Below are 17,387 nucleotides of genomic sequence, written 5' to 3'. Positions count from 1 at the left end.
GCAAACTATTTTTCCGACGAGTTTCTACGCGTCGGCAGGATCCTCGGGCTCGCGCTCCTGACCTGCACATATGGCCAGGACCTCGGCTCCGTAGCGGTCGACCTTGCGGCCGCCCACTCCGGAGATCATAGAGAGCTCGCCCGGCTCGGTGGGCGCGGCCTCCGCGATCGCCATCAGCGTCTTGTCCGTGAAGACGCAGTAGGCGGGCAGCCCCTGCTCCCTCGACTGGCCCGCACGCCACTCCCGCAGCCGCTCGTAGAGCCCTTCGTCCATGTCGGACGGGCAGTCCTCACAGCGCATCAGTTTGAGCTCGCCGGCCTCGGTCAGGGTCTTGCCGCAGACCCGGCACCGCACCGGGCCGCGGCGGCCCCGCTTGCGCGGCCCGCTCTCGGTCGCGGAGCCCGGGCCGCTGCGGGGCACCGCGGAGCCCGGCCGCAGGCCGTTCAGGAAGCGGCTGGGGCGACGGGAGGCCCGGCCGCCCGGAGCCCGGGAGAGGCCCCAGGAGAGGGTCAGGTGCAGCCGCGCCCGGGTGACGCCGACATAGAGCAGCCGGCGTTCCTCCTCGACCTGCTCGTCGGTCTTCGCGTACGTGATCGGCAGCATGCCGTCGGTGAGGCCGACGAGGAACACCGCGTCCCACTCCAGGCCCTTCGCCGCGTGCAGGGAGGCCAGGGTGACGCCCTGGACGGTCGGGGCGTGCTGGGCGGCCTTGCGCTCGTCCAGCTCGATCGTGAGGTCCGCCAGGGTGGCTCCCGGCCGGTTCCGGGCGAAGTCCTCGGCGAGCCGGACCAGCGCGGCCACGGATTCCCACTGGTCGCGCACGGCGCCGGAGCCGGCGGGCGGCTCGGCGGTCCAGCCGGTGGAGCTGAGCACCGCCCGGACCTGGGAGCCCAGTTCCACGACGTCGTCGAGCAGCGGGTCGTTCCCGCCGGAGCGGGCGGCCCCGCGCAGCGCGAGGATCGCCTTCTGGACCTCTGCGCGCTCGAAGAACCGCTCGGCCCCGCGCAGCTGGTAGGGGACCCCGGCGTCGGCGAGGGCCTGTTCGTAGACCTCGGACTGGGCGTTGATGCGGTAGAGGACGGCGATCTCGCCGGCCGGGACGCCCGCGGCGATCAGGTCCCGGATCCGGTGGGCGACGCCCTCGGCCTCGGCCGGCTCGTCCGCGTACTCGGCGTAGACCGGGTCGGGGCCGGTCTCGCGCTGGGAGATCAGCTCCAGCCGGTGCTCGGCGGCGCGGCCCTTGGCCTGGTTCAGCAGCCCGTTGGCGAGGTGCACCACCTGGGGGGTGGAGCGGTAGTCGCGGACCAGCTTGACCACGGTGGCCTGCGGGTACTTGGTGCGGAAGTTCAGCAGGTGGTCGGGGGTGGCGCCGGTGAAGGAGTAGATGGTCTGGCTGGCGTCGCCGACGACGCAGAGGCTGTCGCGCTCGCCGAGCCAGAGGTCCAGCAGCCGCTGCTGGAGGGGGCTGACGTCCTGGTACTCGTCGACCACGAAGTGCTGGTACTGGGTGCGGATCTGCTCGGCGATGTCGTGGCGGTCCTGGAGGATGCCGACCGTCAGGAGCAGCACGTCCTCGAAGTCGATCATGCCGCGGTCGCGCTTGAGCTGTTCGTACGTCCCGTAGATCTGGGCGATCTCGGCCATGTCCCGGGGTGCCTCGCGGCCCGACTTGAGGGCGGCGGCCGGATAGTCGGCGGGCACCGTCTGCGTGACCTTGGCCCACTCGATCTCGCCGGTGACGTCGCGCAGCTCGCCCCGGTCGAGCCGGATCCGGCAGCGCGCGCCGGCCTCGGCGACGAGCTGGATCTTGCGCTCCAGGAGCCGGGGCACGTCCCCGCCGACCGCCTTGGGCCAGAAGTACTGGAGCTGGCGCAGGGCGGCGGAGTGGAAGGTCCGGGCCTGCACCCCGCCCGCTCCGAGGGCGCGCAGGCGTCCGCGCATCTCCCCGGCGGCGCGGTTGGTGAAGGTGACGGCCAGCACACTGGCCGGCATGAGCTGGCCGGAGCGGACGCCGTAGGCGATGCGGTGGGTGATCGCGCGGGTCTTGCCCGTACCGGCGCCCGCCAGCACGCACACCGGCCCGCGCAGGGTCGTCGCGACCTCGCGCTGCTCCGGGTCCAGGCCCAGGAGCACCGCGTCGGCCGAGTCGGCGGAGGCGGGGCCACCCGGGAACGATGGGGAGTGCGTTGCTGATGTCACCCCGCCATGCTGCCAGGTCTCGTGGGACGGGCGGGAAAACCGTCCACAGGCGGCACGTATCAGTCGTATCAGTCACACCGGGGGCGCGGGGGCGGCCGTACGGGAATGGCGGCGGGGTCCCGTACGTTCGAGTACTCGGACCACCGAGCCCTCACGAAGGAGAGCGCAGCATGCAGGACACGGGCACCGTCACGATGTACAGCACGACCTGGTGCGGCTACTGCCGTCGGCTGAAGACCCAGCTGGACCGGGAAGGCATCGCGTACAACGAGATCAACATCGAGCTCGACCCCGAGTCCGCCGCGTTCGTGGAGAAGGCCAACGGCGGCAACCAGACGGTTCCCACCGTGCTCGTGAAGTCCGCCGCCGGCAGCGAGTCCGTCATGACGAACCCGAGCCTGGCCCAGGTCAAGCAGGCCCTCGCCGTCTGAGGCAGCCTCGTCCCCGAGCACCCGCGCGTGCTCGCGCGCACCAGAAAGGCCCCCGCCGAGGCGGGGGCCTTCTGCTGTGACGAACGTTACGCCGCCATCTTCGGCAGCGGCTCGCCGTACCAGAGCTCGACCAGCCGGGCGGCGATGGAGATCCCCGACGGGGGCAGCACCTCGCCCGTCTCGAACGCCGCGCGCAGCTCCTCGCGGGAGAACCAGCGGGCCTCCTGGATCTCCTCGCCGTCCACGGTGATCTCGGAGGTGGTGGCGCGGGCCGTGAAGCCCAGCATCAGGCTGTACGGGAACGGCCACGGCTGGCTGGCCACGTACTCGACCTCGCCGACCCTGACGCCCGCCTCCTCCCACACCTCGCGGACCACGGACTGCTCGATCGACTCACCCGGCTCCACGAACCCGGCGAGGGTCGAGAAGCGGCCCTCCGGCCAGTGCACCTGGCGGCCCAGCAGCGCGCGGTCGTGCTCGTCGGTGACCAGCATGATCACGGCCGGGTCGGTACGGGGGTAGTGCTCGGCGCCGCAGCCCGGGCAGCGGCGGATGTGCCCGGCGGCCGCGACCACCGTGCGCTCGCCGCAGCGGGAGCAGAAGCGGTGCATCCGCTGCCAGTTCTCCAGTGCCACGGCGTGCACCATCAGCCCGGCGTCGCGCGGGGAGAGCAGCAGGCCGGCCTCGCGCAGGCCGGCCGGGCGGGCCGACTGGTCCATGCGGCCGGGCAGGGCGTCCTTCTGCAGCGCGAAGTACCGTACGCCGTCCTCGTCGGTGCCCAGGAAGTAGCGGTGGGTCTCGGTGACCGGGGCCTCGAAGGCCGGGGTCATCACGATGCCGGAGCCCCCGTCGGGGGTGTCGTCGATCAGGACCTGGCCGCCGGAGACGACGAAGACGCGGGTCGTGGGGTGGCTCCAGGCGGCGGCGAGCCACGCCTCGTCGAGGCGGTGGTGCGCGGCGCGGTCGATTCCGCTGGGCGCGGCGAGCGAGAGAGGGCGCTCGGCGAGAGGGCGCTCGGTATGGGTGCTCACAGGTACTTCCAACTCCCCCGGTGGTGGGACAAGGCAGGCGTGCGTGCGTCGGGTGTCAGGCGGTTGCGCGGTGGGTGGCGGCCAGGTCTCCCCAGAGGTAGGCGGTCGTCTCGACGCCCTTGAGGAGCAGATCCAGTTCGACCTTCTCGTTCGGCGAGTGCCAGCCGTCGGACGGCACCGAGATGCCGAGGAAGAGGACGGGCGCGTCCAGGACGTCCTGGAGGTCCGCGGCGGGGCCGGAGCCGCCCTCGCGGGTGAAGCGGATCTTCTGGCCGAAGGCGCGGCCCATGGCCCGTACGACGGACTGCAGGGCCGGGTGGTCCAGCGGGGTCAGGCACGGCCGGGTCGGGGCGCCGAAGGTGATGGCGTGCCGGATCCCGTCCGGGATCCGGGCCGCGACCCAGTCCCTGACGGCGGCCTCGACCTCGTACGGGTCCTGGCCGGAGACCAGGCGGAACGACAGCTTCAGGTGGGCGGAGGCGGGCACGATGGTCTTGCCGCCGGGGCCCTGGTAGCCGCCGCCGATGCCGTTGACCTCGGCCGTCGGGCGGGCCCAGACCCGCTCCAGGGTGGAGTAGCCCGCCTCGCCGGAGGCCGCGTGGGACCTGGCGGTACGGAGCCACTCGGACTCGTCGAAGGGCAGCTCGGCGATGAGCGCGCGCTCCGCCTCGGTGAGTTCGGCGATGCCGTCGTAGAAGCCGGGGATCGTCACGCGCCCGTCGTCGTCGTGCAGGGCGGCGACGAGGCGGGCGGCGACGGCGGCCGGATTGGGCACGGCCCCGCCGAAGGCGCCGGAGTGGATGTCCTGGTCCGGGCCGTGGAAGTCGATCTCGCAGTCGGCGACGCCGCGCATGCCGGTGCAGACGGTGGGGGTGGTCTCGGACCACATGCCGGTGTCGGAGACGATCACGACGTCGGCGGCGAGTTCGGCGGCGCGGGCCTCGACGAGCTCGCGGAAGTGGATGGAGCCGGACTCCTCCTCGCCCTCGACGATCAGCTTGAGGTTCACGGCGGGGGCGGCGGCGCCGGTGGCCGCCAGGTGCGCGCGCACCCCGAGGGTGTGGAAGAACACCTGCCCCTTGTCGTCGGCGGCGCCGCGCCCGTACATGCGGCCGTCCTGAACCACCGGTTCGAAGGGGTCGGTGTGCCAGCCGTCGGCGAGGGCGGCGGGCTGCACGTCGTGGTGCCCGTACACCAGGACGGTGGGGGCCTGCGGGTCCTCGCTCGGCCAGTGCGCGAAGACGGCGGGGGCGCCGGGGGTCTCCCAGACCTCGGCCACCGGGAAGCCGGTCTCCTTGAGCTTGGCCGCCAGCCATTCGGCGCTGCGGCGTACGTCGCCCGCGTGCTCGGGCTGGGCCGAGACGGAGGGAATGCGGAGCCACTCGGCGAGGTCGTCGAGGAAGGCGGCGCGGTGGGTGTCGATGTACGTGCGGACGACGTTGTCCGGCGGGGTGTCGCTCATGCCCACGAGCCTAGCCGTCCACCTGATGGTCACCGTCGGTGTCCGATTTGCCTTGGAGGATCCGCTCAAGGCGGGCCCGGTCGGGGAGGTTGCGGGGGCGGATCACGCGGCCGCTGCGGACGTGGAGGAAGGCGGCGGTGACCTGGCTGAGCGGGGTGTTCGTGGCCTCGGCCCAGGCCAGGCGGTAGACGGCGAGCTGGAGGGGGTCGGCCTCGGTGGTGCGGCCGGTCTTCCAGTCGACGATCTCGTACGAGCCGTCGTCGTTCCGGTAGACGGCGTCGATCCGGCCGCGGATGACCCGGCCGGCGAGGGTGAGCTGGACCGGGGCCTCCATGCGGTGGGGCGGCCGGTCGGCGTACGGGCTGCGCTCGAAGGCGGCCTTGAGGGAGTCGAGGTCGGCCTCGTCGGCGATCTCCTGGTCGGAGCCGGCGCCGGGGAGGTCGGCGACGGGGTCGAGGACGTCGAGGAAGGGCAGCGGGAGCTCGTCGAAGCGGGACTCGACCCAGGCGTGGAACCGGGTGCCCTGGCGGGCCGCGGGCTGCGGGGGCTTGGGCATGGGGCGGGCGAGGTCGCGTACGAAGCCCTGCTCGTCGGCGGCGAGCCGGAGCAGCTGGCTCGCGGAGAGGGCGGCGGGCAGCTCGACGTCGCGGACGGCGGCGCGGGCGCGGCGGAGCTCGCCCTCCAGGGCGTCGAGGTCGCGGTCCCAGGAGGCGATGGCGCGCGCGTCCTCCGGCGCGAGTCCGGCCGCACCGCCGTATCGGCCCCCGCCGGGTCCACCCGCGCCGACCCAGGCCTCGCCGGCCCAGGGGTCACCGCCCTCCGGGGCGGTGGCACTGGTACGCGGCTCGCCCTCTCGGCGGACTGCGCCCCGTCCGCCGGCTGCGGCTCCGCCAGCCCAGAGGTCATCGCCCTCCGGGGCGGTGGCACCGGAGCGCGGCTCCGCCGTGTGGCGGGCTCCGCCCGGGCCCTCGGCGACGGCCCAGTCGGCCGCCTCCGGCCAGAGGTCGTCGTCCAGCGGGGTGGTGGGCCGAGCCGGGTCGGCGGGCCAGGCTTCGGCCTCCGGCCAGAGCTCGTCGTCCAGCGGCGCGTCGGGGTCGGCGGGGGCGGAGTCCTCCCCCGCCCCGCCCCTTCCCGGAACCGGGGCGCCGCCCCGGACCCCGCCGGGGGTCGGGCCTGCGGCGCGTGGCGCGGGCACGCGCACGGCAGCATCCGGCCAGGAACCCGAGGCTCCGGGCGCGGGTTCGCCGGCGGGATCCAGCCAGGAGTCGGGACGCGGCTGCGCCGTACCCCGGGCTCCTTCCCGGCCCCCGTCAGAGGTCGGGGCTACCGACCCGGGCGCGGGTTCGCCGGCACGGTCCGGCCCGGAGTCGGGACGCGGCTCCGGCGGATGCGGGGCTCCTTCCCGGGCACCGTCAGGGGTCGGGGCTGCCGGGTCGGGCGCGGGATTCGGCCAGGAGTCGGGACGTGGCTGCGCCGTGCCCGGGGTTTCTTCCCGGGTCCCGGCGCCGGGCCAGGTGGTGGGGTCCGGCCAGGGTTCTTCGTCGTAGGACGGGTCCTCGCAGTCCGGGGGCCAGAGGTAGGGGTCGTCCTCCGGCGGGGGCGGGGTCGCCAGGTAGGACTCCACCAGGGCGGCCGCCGCGCGGCGCAGGGTGAGGGAACGCGGGTCGAGCGGGAGGGGCCAGGAGTGGTCCGGGGTGGACTCGTCGGCGAGGGAGGGATTCTCGGCGGCCGGCTCCGGCTCGTCCGCCCAGGCCTCGATCTCGCCGTGGCCCGCCGCGCAGTGGTCGTGGAGGGCGTGGAGGAAGGCCGAAGGGCCGCGGCGCTTCTTCTGGGTCGGGCCCCACCAGTGGCCCGAGGCCAGCAGGAGGGAGCGGGGGCGGGTGAAGGTGACGTAGCCGAGGCGGAGCTCTTCCGTCTCCTTGTGGGATTTCAGGGCCGCCTTGAAGGACTTCAGGCCGGCCGAGGTCCAGTCCGGGTCCGCCGGCAGGGTGGGGGCGTCGCCGCGCAGCGCGTACGGGAGCACCTTCGCGTACGAGGTCCAGGCCTCCGGCGCCTTCTCCTTCGGGAAGGAACCCGCGCACAGGTCCGGGACGACGACCACGTCCCACTCCAGGCCCTTCGACTTGTGGGCGGTCAGGACCTTGACGGTGTTCTCCCCGCCGGGCAGGGCGTGGTCGAGGCCCTTCTCGTACTGGGCGGCCGTGCGCAGGAACGCGAGGAAGGCCAGGAGCGAGGCCTCGCCGTCCAGCGCGGCGAAACCGGCCGCGACGTCCATGAAGCTCGACAGCGTCTCGCGGCGGCGGGCCGCCAGCGCGTGCGGTGACGCGGACAGCTCCACCTCCAGGCCGGTCGCGGACAGCACGCGGTGCAGGACGTCCATGAGGGGGTCGGCCAGGGAACGGCGCAGGTCGCGCAGTTCCTGCGCGAGGTGCGCGAAGCGGACCCGGGCCTCCGCCGAGAAGGGGAGGTCGTCCGGGGCCTGTCCGGCGCCGTCGAGGAAGGTCTCCAGCGCGTCGGCCAGCGACACGATCTCCGCCGGGTCCACGCCCTCCACGGCCGCCGCGAGCCGTTCGTCCGGGTCCGCCCCGGCCGGCGCACGGCCCACCATGAGCCGTGCCCGGCGGCCCAGCAGGGCCAGGTCGCGCGCGCCGATCCGCCAGCGCGGGCCGATGAGGAGCCGGACGAGGGAGGCGTTGGCGCCCGGGTCCTGGAGGACCTCGCAGACCGCGACGAGGTCCGCGACCTCGGGGAGGTGCAGCAGCCCGGACAGGCCGACGACCTCCACCGGCACGTCCCGGTCCACCAGGACGGCCTGGATCCGCGCGAAGTCCCCGGCCGAGCGGCACAGGACCGCGATCTCGCGCGGCTCCGTGCCCGTGCGGACCAGGTGGGCGACGGAGTCGGCGAGCCAGTCGAGCTCCTGGGCGTGGGTCTCCAGCAGGGCGCAGCGGACCTGCCCCGCGCCCTCGGCCCCCGGGCCGGGGCGCAGCGCCTCCACGCCCTCGTGCAGGGCGCGCAGCGGGGCGGCGAGGCCGTTGGCCAGGTCGAGGAGCCGGCCGCCGCTGCGCCGGTTCTCGCTGAGGGAGAGCCGGGTGGCGGGGCTCCCGTCGGCGTGCGGGAAGTGCTCGGGGAAGTCGTCGAGGTTGGCCACGGAGGCACCGCGCCAGCCGTAGATGGCCTGGCAGGGGTCGCCGACGGCGGTCACGGCGTGGCCGGAACCCGCGCCGAAGAGCCCGGACAGCAGGAGGCGCTGGGCGACCGAGGTGTCCTGGTACTCGTCCAGCAGCACGACCCTGAACTCCTCGCGCAGCAGCGCGCCGACCTCGGGGCGGGTGGTGGCGAGCTGTGCGGAGAGGGCTATCTGGTCGCTGAAGTCGAAGAGGTCGCGGGCGCGCTTGGCGGCGCGGTAGCGGACGACGAGCTCCAGCAGTTCGAGGCGGCCGCGCACCGCCTCGGGGACCTTGCGCAGGTCCTCGTTGGTGAGCTTCGTGCCGGCGAGCACGTCCAGCAGTGCGGTGTCGTGGAGGCGCAGCCGCTCCGGCTCGACCAGGTGCTCGGAGAGCTCGCCGTCGAGCGCGAGGAGGTCGCCGACCAGGTCGGGGACGGACTTGGTGAGCGAGGGGTACGGGCCGGGGGCCTCGCGCAGCACCTTCGCGGCGAGCTGGAAGCGGGTGGCGTCGGCGAGGAGGCGGGAGCTGGGCTCCAGGCCGATGCGCAGGCCGTGGTCCTTCAGGAGCTGGCCGGCGAAGGCGTGGTACGTGGAGATGCGCGGCTCGCCGCCGGCCGCGTCGGCCCCGGCGTCGAACCCGGCCCCGGGCCCGGCCGGGGAAGGGTCCGGGTCGGTGATGCCGGCCCGCGCGAGGGCCTTCCGTACGCGCTCGGACAGCTCGCCGGCGGCCTTGTTGGTGAAGGTCAGGCCGAGGACCTGCTCGGGTGCGACCGCGCCGGTGCCCACCAGCCAGACCACGCGGGCGGCCATGACGGTGGTCTTGCCGGAGCCGGCGCCGGCGACGATGACCTGAGGGGCGGGCGGGGCGGTGACGCAGGCCATCTGTTCGGGCGTGAAGGGGATCCCGAGGAGCTCTTTGAGCTGCTCGGGATCGGTGAGGACGGACGCACGCGCGGACACGTAAAAAGGCTAGCCGCCCCCACCGACAGCCCCGACCGCCCCGACTGCCGCGGCCGCCCCGGCCGCCGAGCTCACTCGACGGTCTGGCGGCCCTCGGGGCGGGCGCTGCACGCGTTGCGGAAGGAGCAGTGGTCGCAGTGCTTGCCCGTGGCGGGCGCGAACCGCTCGTCCAGGACCCGGCCGGCGGCGGTCGCGAGCAGGTCGCCGACCCACTCCCCGTCGAGCGGCTGCTGGGCCTGGACCTTGGGGACCGTGTCGCCGCCGTCGCGCTGGGCCGCGCCCTGGCGGAGCTGGACGAGCTCGGCGCCGCCGGGGGCGGGGCGCAGGCCGTCGAAGACCTCGTCGACGGCGCCCTCGCGGACGGCGAGCTGGTAGACGGCGAGCTGGGGGTGGCGCGCGACCTCGTCGCGGGTGGGCGCGGACTTGCCGGTCTTGAAGTCGACGACGTACGCACGCCCCTGCGGGTCCGATTCGACCCGGTCCATGGATCCCCGGATGCGGACGGCGACCTCACCGGCTTCGAGTGTGACGTCGAATTCGTGCTCCGTGGCGACGGACGCCCGGCCTCCGCGGTCGGTGGTGTGCCAGCGCAGGAAGCGCTCCAGGGCGGCGCGGGCGTTGTCCTTCTCCTGGCGGGACTTCCAGGGCGCGTCGAAGGCGAGGGCGTCCCACACCGAGTCGAGGCGTTCCATGAGGACGGCCAGGTCGGCGGGGGTGCGGCCGGAGGCGACCTCGTCGGCGAGGACGTGGACGACGTTGCCGAAGCCCTGGGCGGCGGTGGAGGGGGTGTCGGCCTTGACCTCACGGCCGAGGAACCACTGGAGGGAGCAGGTGTTGGCGAGCTGCTCCAGGGCGCTGCCGGAGAGGGCGACGGGCCGGTCCCGGTCGCGGAGCGGGACGCTGCTGCGGGTGGGCTCGTACAGGCCCCACCAGCGCTGCGGGTGCGCGGCGGGGACCAGCGGGCGGTCCTCGTCGTCGGTGAGCGCGGCGAGGCGGGCGAGGCGGCGGGCGGCGGCGTCGCGCAGGGCGGGCGAGGCGTCGGGGTCGACGGTGGTGGCGCGCAGCTCGGCGACGAGCGCGGGCACGGCGAGGGGGCGGCGGGGGCGGCCGGTGACGTCCTTGGGGGTGACCCCGAGCTCGGTGAGGAAGCGGGAGGGCTGGTCGCCGTCGTCGGCGGGGGCCTTGACGGCGGTGACGACGAGGCGGTCGCGGGCGCGGGTGGCGGCGACGTAGAAGAGTCGGCGCTCCTCGGCGAGGAGGGCGCCGGGGGTGAGGGGCTCGGCGAGGCCGTCGCGGCCGATGCGGTCGGCCTCCAGGAGGGAGCCGCGGCGGCGGAGGTCGGGCCACAGGCCCTCCTGGACGCCGGCGACGACGACGAGGGACCATTCCAGGCCCTTGGAACGGTGGGCGGTCATCAGCCGGACGGCTTCGGAGCGGGTGGCGCGGGCCGTCAACGTGTCGGCGGCGATGTCCTCCGCCTCCAGTTGTTCGAGGAAGTTGAGCGCGCCGCGGCCGCCGGTGCGTTCCTCGGCGCGGGCGGCGGTGTCGAAGAGGGCGCAGACGGCGTCGAGGTCGCGGTCGGCGTTGCGGCCGGCCGCGCCGCCGCGGCGGGCGCTGCGCTCCAGCCGCTGGGGCCAGGGGGTGCCGTCCCAGAGGATCCACAGGGCCTCTTCGGCGGTGCCGCCGCCCTGGAGCAGCTCGCGGGCCTTGCGCAGGAGCAGGCCGAGGCGCTGCGCGCCGCGGGCGTAGACGGGGTCGTGCGCGGTGAGCCGCTCGGGCTCGGCGAGGGCGCGCGCGAGCAGCACGTCGGAGGGCGCGGGCACCTTGACGCCGGCGGCGCGCTCCTCGTCCCGCAGGGCCCGGCCGAGCCGCCGCAGGTCGGCGGCGTCCATGCCGCCGAGGGGGGAGGTGAGCAGGGCAATGGCCGCCTCGACGCCTCCGGCGGGGTCGGCTGTGTCAGGGCCCGGCCCAGATCCCGCCTCGCCTGCGGCAGCTTCCACTTCGGCGGATCCGGGGGCGGTCGCCTCCGAGCCCGGCCCAGGTCCGGCCTCGCCTGCGGCGGTCGCCTCGGGGCTCGGCCCCGGTCCCGCCTCGCCCGTGGCGGCGGACGCGTCCGCGGTGCCTGCGGCTTCCACTTCGGCGGAGCCGGAGGCGGCCGCCTCGGAGCCCGGCCCCGATCCCGCCTCGCCTGTGGTGGCGGTCGGCTCGGGCGACGGGTCGGGGGGCAGGGTTGCCGTGGCGGTGAGGCGGAGGGCGGTGAGGAGGGGGGTGATGGCGGGTTCGTGGCGGAGGGGGGTGTCCGTGCCGTCGGTCTCGGTGGGGACGCCGGCCGCGATCAGGGCGCGGCGCATCGCCGGGAGGGTGCGGCCGCCGGCGCGGACCAGGACGGCCATGTCCTGCCACGGGACGCCGTCCTCCAGGTGGGCCCGGCGCAGGATGTCGGCGATGTTGTCCAGCTCGGCGCCGGCCGTCGGGTACGTGAAGACCTCCACCCGGCCGCCCTCCCGAACGGGTGCGAGATTCCGGTGGGCGCGTACCGCCGCGGCCGGCAGCCGCGGGACCGGCATCCGGGTGGTCAGGAGACGGGTCGCCGTCAGCAGGGCCGCGCCGGAGCGGCGGCCGACGGTCAGGGCCTCGACCCGCGCGCCCGGGAAGGCGGACTCGAAGTCGAGGACGTTGTTGATGTCCGCGCCGCGGAAGGCGTAGATCGACTGGTCCGGGTCGCCGAAGGCGACCAGCGTGCCGCCCCGGCCGGTCAGGGCCCGCAGCAGCCGCAGCTGCGAGGCGTCCGTGTCCTGGTACTCGTCCACGAAGATCGCGTCGTAGGCGGAGGCCAGGGCGGGGGTGCTCTCCGCCAGGAGGACCGCACGGTGGAGGAGTTCCGCGTAGTCCAGGGTGCCCTGCAGGTCCAGGACGTCCAGGTACTCGGAGAGGAAGGCCGCCGCCGCCTTCCAGTCGGGGCGGCCGATGCGGTCGGCGAAGGAGGAGAGGGCCTGCGGGCCGAGGCCCAGTTCGCGGGCGCGGGCCAGCACCGCACGGACCTCGTCGGCGAAGCCGCGCGTGGTCAGCGCAGCCCGCAGGTCGTCGGGCCAGCGGATGGAGCGGATCCGGCGCTGGCCTTCCAGCAGGGTGCGGACCATCACGTCCTGCTCCGGGCCGGACAGCAGCCGCAGCGGGTCGGCGAAGAGGTCGGTGTCCTGGTGGGCGCGGACCAGGCCGTAGCAGAAGGAGTGGAAGGTGGTGGCCTGCGGAGCCCGCGCACCGCCCAGCCGCAGGGCGGCCCGGTCGCGCAGTTCCGCCGCCGCCTTGCGGCTGAAGGTGAGGATGAGGATGCGGGCGGGGTCCGCCCCCGCCTCCACGCGGGCGGTGACCGCCTCTACCAGCGTCGTCGTCTTCCCGGTGCCCGGTCCGGCCAGGACCAGGAGTGGTCCGCCGGTGTGGTCAACCACCGCCCGTTGCGCTGCGTCCAGCACAGGGGGATCCACCCGTTCCGGCCCGGTGCGCACGAGGCGGTACGCGTCAGGGGTCCGCGTACGCCGCCGCTCGGCGCGGTGGCTTTCGGAGGAAGAGGTGATCACGTGGGGTGCCGGTCCTGGTGGGTCTGCGGGTGTTGCCGTGACGGCTCGCGGAGAAGCCGAAGAGGCAACGCTACGGCAACCGGCCGACGCCGCGCAGTCCCCCCGGGTACCCCGGACGGACGTTCGCGCCGTCGCCCGATCGCCCGTCCGGGCCGCGCATGGCCGAAGCTGTCAGGTGTGAGACTCGTCGCGCGTGCCGTCCCGTCCGGGTCCTCCCGGGGCGCCGTCCCAGCGCGCCCGCCGCATGTCCAGACGCGGCTCGCCGCCCGCCGTCAGGCGCAGCGGGGTGGCCTCGGCCCGGTAGCGCTCCAGGGCGCGCAGCTCGTGGCCGGGCAGGGGTACGCCGTCCGCCCGCACCACGCGCCACCAGGGCACGGCTCCCCCGTACAGGGCCATGACACGCCCGACTTGGCGCGGACCTCCCTCGCCGAGCCATTCGGCGACGTCCCCGTATGTCATCACCCGGCCGGGCGGAATACGCTCGGCCACCTCAAGCACGTGCTCCGCGTACGCGGGCAGCTCCTCACTCATTCAGCACATGGTGCAGTACACCGGAGGCCCGCCGACGGAAGTCGGGGTTCCGGACCGGCGCGCACCCTGATGCCCCGCTGGCCCGTCGGTCCGTGCCACCATCTTCCGGGCGGTGACTGGTGATACGTGATCAAGAAGAGACGGATGTGACGACGAAGGAGCAGGGTGTGAGCCCTCCGAACGGCGCGGCGACCGACGACGGCGCGCGCCCAGACGACGGCGCCGCCTCCCGCCCCGAACCCGTTCCGGCGACCCGCCCGGAGGCCACACCGGAGATCTCGCCGAAGGCCACGCCGGAGATCCCGTCGAAGACCCCGCCCGCCGAGGGTGCCCCCGGCACCTCCGACGGCAGCGGTACGGACGGCGCGGGCGAGGACGCGGAGGGGCCGCACGGCCACGCCCCCACGGCCGCCGACCGCGTCGAGGTCGACGAGCCGCTGCTCGCCGCCCGCGTGCACCGGCCGTCCGACCTCGTACGCCTCCTCGTCGGCGTCCTCGGCATCGCCGTCCTGCTCGCCATCGCCGCCTTCGCCCACGGCACCACGGTCGGTCTCGAGGAGGACATCAACAAGGGCACCGGCCAGGCGCCGGACCTGCTGATCAAGGTCGCGGCGCTCGTGTCCAGCATCGCGGTGCTGCTGCTGCCCGTCGCCTTCGCCATCGAGCGGCTGATCAAACGCGACGGGCTGCGCATCGCCGACGGCGTGCTCGCCGCCGTCCTCGCGCACGGCGTCACCCTCGCCACCGACCTGTGGGTCTCCCAGGCCGCCCCCGACACCATCCAGGACGCCCTGACCCGCTCGGCGGGCGGCGGGGCCCTGACCGACCCGGTGCACGGCTACCTCGCGCCCGTCATCGCGTACATGACCGCCGTCGGCATGACCCGCAGACCCCACTGGCGCGTGGCGCTGTGGGTGGTCCTGCTGCTCAACGCCCTCACCATGCTGGTCAACGGGTACACCACGCCCTTCTCGATCATCCTCACCGTGCTGATCGGCTGGAGCGTCGCCTACGGCACCCTGTACGCCGTCGGCTCTCCCAACGTGCGCCCCACCGGGCAGAACCTCCTCGCCGGACTGCGCCGGGTCGGCTTCCAGCCGGTCAGCGCGATGCGCGCCGAAATGCCCGAGGGCCCCGAGGCGTCCGAGGTGAACGACCGGGGCCGGCGCTACCACGTCACCCTGGAGGACGGCCCGGCGCTCGACGTGACCGTCGTCGACCGCGAGCAGCAGGCCCAGGGCTTCTTCTACCGGGTCTGGCGCCGGCTCACGCTGCGCGGCATCACCACGGGACGCAGCCTGCTGTCGCTGCGCCAGGCGCTGGAGCAGGAGGCACTCCTCGCGTACGCGGCCATCGCGGCCGGGGCCAACGCGCAGAAGCTGATCGCCACCTCCGAGCTCGGTCCGGACGCCGTGATGCTCGTGTACGAGCACCTGGGCGGCCGGACCATGGACTCGGTCCCCGACGAGGAGATCACCGACGAGCTGATCGGCAACGCGTGGGAGCAGGTACGGGCCCTCCAGTCGCGGCGGATCGCGCACCGGCGGCTCACCGGGGACGCCCTGGTGGTGGATCGTTCCGGCAACGTCATCCTCACCGACCTGCGGGGCGGGGAGATCGCCGCGGGCGATCTGGTGCTCCGGATGGACATCGCCCAGATGCTCACCACGCTCGGCCTGCGGGTCGGCGCGGAGCGGTCGGTGGCCTCGGCGGTGTCGGTCCTCGGCCCGGACGCGGTGGCGGACTGCCTGCCGCTGCTCCAGCCGATCGCGCTGAGCCGTTCCACCCGGGCGACGCTGCGCAAGCTGGCCCGGGAACGGGCCGAGCGGGAGCGGGAGGCCGTACTGGAGTCGTCGCGGGCGGCGAAGGCCGCGCGCGAGGCGGAGGCCGCGGCCTCCGCGTCCGCCGCCCCGACCTCGGCGGCGGCCGACCGCAAGGCCGAGAAGAGGGCACTCGACGACGCCCTGGACGGGGCCCGCGAGGAGGACCTGCTCAGCCAGATCCGCCAGCAGGTGCTGCTGATCCGCCCGCAGGCACCGGTGGAGCCGGCCCGGCTGGAGCGGATCCGGCCGCGCACGCTGGTCTCGTTCATCGCGGGCGCCTTCGGCGCGTACTTCCTGCTGACGCAGCTCGCGCACGTCCCCCTCGCCGAGACCGTCGCGGACGCGCAGTGGGGCTGGGTCGGCGCGGCCCTCGCCTTCTCGGCGCTGACGTACTTCGCGGCGGCGATGAGCCTGCTCGGCTTCGTACCCGAGCGGGTGTCCTTCCTGCGGACGGTGATCGCGCAGGTGGCCGGCTCGTTCGTGAAGCTGGTGGCCCCGGCGGCGGTCGGCGGTGTCGCACTGAACACGCGCTTCCTGCAGCGGGCCGGGATCCGGCCGGGGCTCGCGGTGGCGAGCGTCGGCGCATCGCAGCTGTTCGGTCTGGCCAGCCACATCCTGCTGCTGCTGTCCTTCGGCTACCTCACCGGGACCGAGAAGACCCCCGAGATGACCCCGTCCCGGGCGGTCATCGCGGGGCTGCTGACGGTGGCGGTGCTGGTGCTGGTGGTGACGGCGGTCCCGTTCATGCGGAAGTTCGTCGTGACACGGGTACGGGCGCTGTTCGCGGGTGTGGTGCCGCGCATGCTGGACGTGTTGCAGCGGCCGAAGAAGCTGGTGACCGGCATCGGCGGGATGCTGCTGCTGACGGGCTGCTTCGTGATGTGCCTGGACGCGTCGATCCGCGCGTTCGGGGGCGGCGAGGCCATCAGCTACGCGAGCATCGCGGTGGTGTTCCTGGCGGGCAACGCGCTCGGTTCGGCGGCGCCGACGCCGGGCGGCATGGGCGCGGTGGAGGCCACCTTGACGCTGGGCCTGGTCGCGGCCGGGCTGGAGAAGGAGGTCGCGATCTCGGCGGTGCTGCTGTTCCGCCTGATGACCTTCTGGCTCCCGGTGCTGCCGGGGTGGATCTCGTTCAACTTCTTGACCCGCAAGGAAGCCATCTAGCCGGACGGGCTGGATTTTCCAGCCCCGCCGGCGTTTGAGGCGCGGGGTTCGGGGCGGAGCCCCGGGAAGCGGCGGCGCGCCCGGCCGGCGGCGGCGCGCCTCAGAAGATGAGCAGCAGGGCCGCCAGCAAGGCACACGCGCAGGCGAGTTCCGTCGCGCCGACCAGCGGGACGCGGAGGCCTCGGCCCGGGAGGGCGGCGGCTCGGGCGAGGTAGGCCGTGAAGGGGAGGGCCAGCCAGGGCGAGAGGCAGGCGGCCACCGCCAGGGCCACCGCGTGGTAGGCCACCGAACCGGCCCGGTAGGCCCGGGAGTTCCGCTCCCGGATCATCGTCTTCACGTACGGCACGGTCCCCGCGAAGTACAGGAGGCACGCCACCGCCGGCCGCCACGCCGCCCCCGGCTCCGCGCCGCCCAGGCGGGCCGCCACCAGCAGCATCCCGCACGCCGGAACCACCGCCGCCAGGCCGTTCACCAGCGCCCGCTCCCGGCCCCGCCACGCGTAGTACGTGTTGATCCCGAGGAACGGCGTCGCGATCAGCGCCGCCACCACCAGCCAGGGGTGCAGCAGCACCAGCGGCGCGGCCGCCACCGCGAACGCCGCCCCGGACACCAGCGCCGGCCGCCCGTGCCGCCGCGCCGAGCGCAGCCCGCGCGTCCGCAGCCGGAGCCACTGCTGGGCGTGGAACACCGCGACGTAGCCGAGCAGCCAGGCCGCGAACAGCTCCGCGTGCGCCCACCCGGGCCGCGGGGCCAGGAACGTGCCCGCGAGGAACGGCACCGCCAGCATCGCCCACGCCCCGTGCTGGTCCGGTATCCAGCGGTATTCCCGGTACTTGCCGTCTCCCCCGGCCTTCGGCGCCATTCCCGCCCTCCTCCTCAAATTGGCATTCCTTCGCGTGATTCGCCTCCGCCGGCGCGGAGTTGGGCGCCTTCCAGCCTTGCATCCCATCGGCCCGCGAAAGAGCGGAAGGAGGTCATGCACGTACGGGACCTTTGTCACCGGATTCGTGCATTCCGCGGGCGTAGCGTCGAAAACGCA

Annotated in this window: 9 protein-coding genes; 2 read left to right on the top strand and 7 right to left on the bottom strand. The window is 74.5% G+C overall.

Annotated elements, in window-relative coordinates:
• Nucleotides 1-24: 24 nt before the first annotated feature.
• Nucleotides 25-2,199 (bottom strand): ATP-dependent DNA helicase UvrD2, encoded by a 2,175-nt coding sequence (locus AB0D29_RS29215; RefSeq protein ID WP_362858333.1) that lies wholly within the window; start codon nt 2,197-2,199, stop codon nt 25-27.
• A 170-nt stretch (nt 2,200-2,369) separates the two neighbouring features.
• On the opposite strand from AB0D29_RS29215, the gene AB0D29_RS29210 reads away from it, so the two are divergent.
• A complete protein-coding gene (locus AB0D29_RS29210; RefSeq protein ID WP_030011087.1) occupies nt 2,370-2,630 on the top strand; it encodes a mycoredoxin in 261 nt (86 codons plus the stop codon).
• Nucleotides 2,631-2,716: 86 nt separating this feature from the next.
• Here AB0D29_RS29210 and nudC read toward each other — a convergent pair whose 3' ends face one another.
• From nudC to AB0D29_RS29185, 5 genes are all read right to left on the bottom strand, one after another.
• On the bottom strand, nt 2,717-3,661 hold the full coding sequence (nudC, locus tag AB0D29_RS29205) for an NAD(+) diphosphatase (protein ID WP_362858331.1): 945 nt from the start codon (nt 3,659-3,661) through the stop codon (nt 2,717-2,719).
• A 55-nt stretch (nt 3,662-3,716) separates the two neighbouring features.
• A complete protein-coding gene (locus AB0D29_RS29200; RefSeq protein ID WP_362858329.1) occupies nt 3,717-5,123 on the bottom strand; it encodes a dipeptidase in 1,407 nt (468 codons plus the stop codon).
• A 10-nt stretch (nt 5,124-5,133) separates the two neighbouring features.
• Nucleotides 5,134-9,252 carry a UvrD-helicase domain-containing protein gene (locus tag AB0D29_RS29195; protein ID WP_362858327.1) on the bottom strand — a complete coding sequence of 1,373 codons (4,119 nt, stop codon included), beginning with the start codon at nt 9,250-9,252 and terminating at the stop codon, nt 5,134-5,136.
• 71 nt (nt 9,253-9,323) lie between these two features.
• Complete coding sequence (locus tag AB0D29_RS29190) at nt 9,324-12,827, bottom strand: UvrD-helicase domain-containing protein (RefSeq protein ID WP_362858407.1); 3,504 nt, start codon at nt 12,825-12,827, stop codon at nt 9,324-9,326.
• Between the two features lie 174 nt (nt 12,828-13,001).
• Nucleotides 13,002-13,361, bottom strand: a complete 360-nt coding sequence (locus tag AB0D29_RS29185; protein ID WP_362858326.1) for an MGMT family protein — start codon at nt 13,359-13,361, stop codon at nt 13,002-13,004.
• A gap of 119 nt (nt 13,362-13,480) precedes the next feature.
• On the opposite strand from AB0D29_RS29185, the gene AB0D29_RS29180 reads away from it, so the two are divergent.
• The gene (locus AB0D29_RS29180; RefSeq protein ID WP_362858324.1) at nt 13,481-16,348 is read left to right on the top strand and encodes a lysylphosphatidylglycerol synthase domain-containing protein; all 2,868 of its coding nucleotides are present in this window, start codon (nt 13,481-13,483) and stop codon (nt 16,346-16,348) included.
• Nucleotides 16,349-16,448: 100 nt separating this feature from the next.
• On the opposite strand, the gene AB0D29_RS29175 is transcribed toward AB0D29_RS29180, so the two are convergent.
• Nucleotides 16,449-17,210, bottom strand: a complete 762-nt coding sequence (locus AB0D29_RS29175; protein WP_362858323.1) for a YwiC-like family protein — start codon at nt 17,208-17,210, stop codon at nt 16,449-16,451.
• Between the last annotated feature and the right edge of the window lie 177 nt (nt 17,211-17,387).

The sequence above is a fragment of the Streptomyces sp. NPDC048424 genome, from assembly GCF_040651555.1.
In the GTDB taxonomy this organism is placed as follows: Bacteria; Actinomycetota; Actinomycetes; order Streptomycetales; family Streptomycetaceae; genus Streptomyces.
Note: the sequence above shows the minus strand (reverse complement) of the source record. Positions and strands in the feature narration are given on the sequence as shown.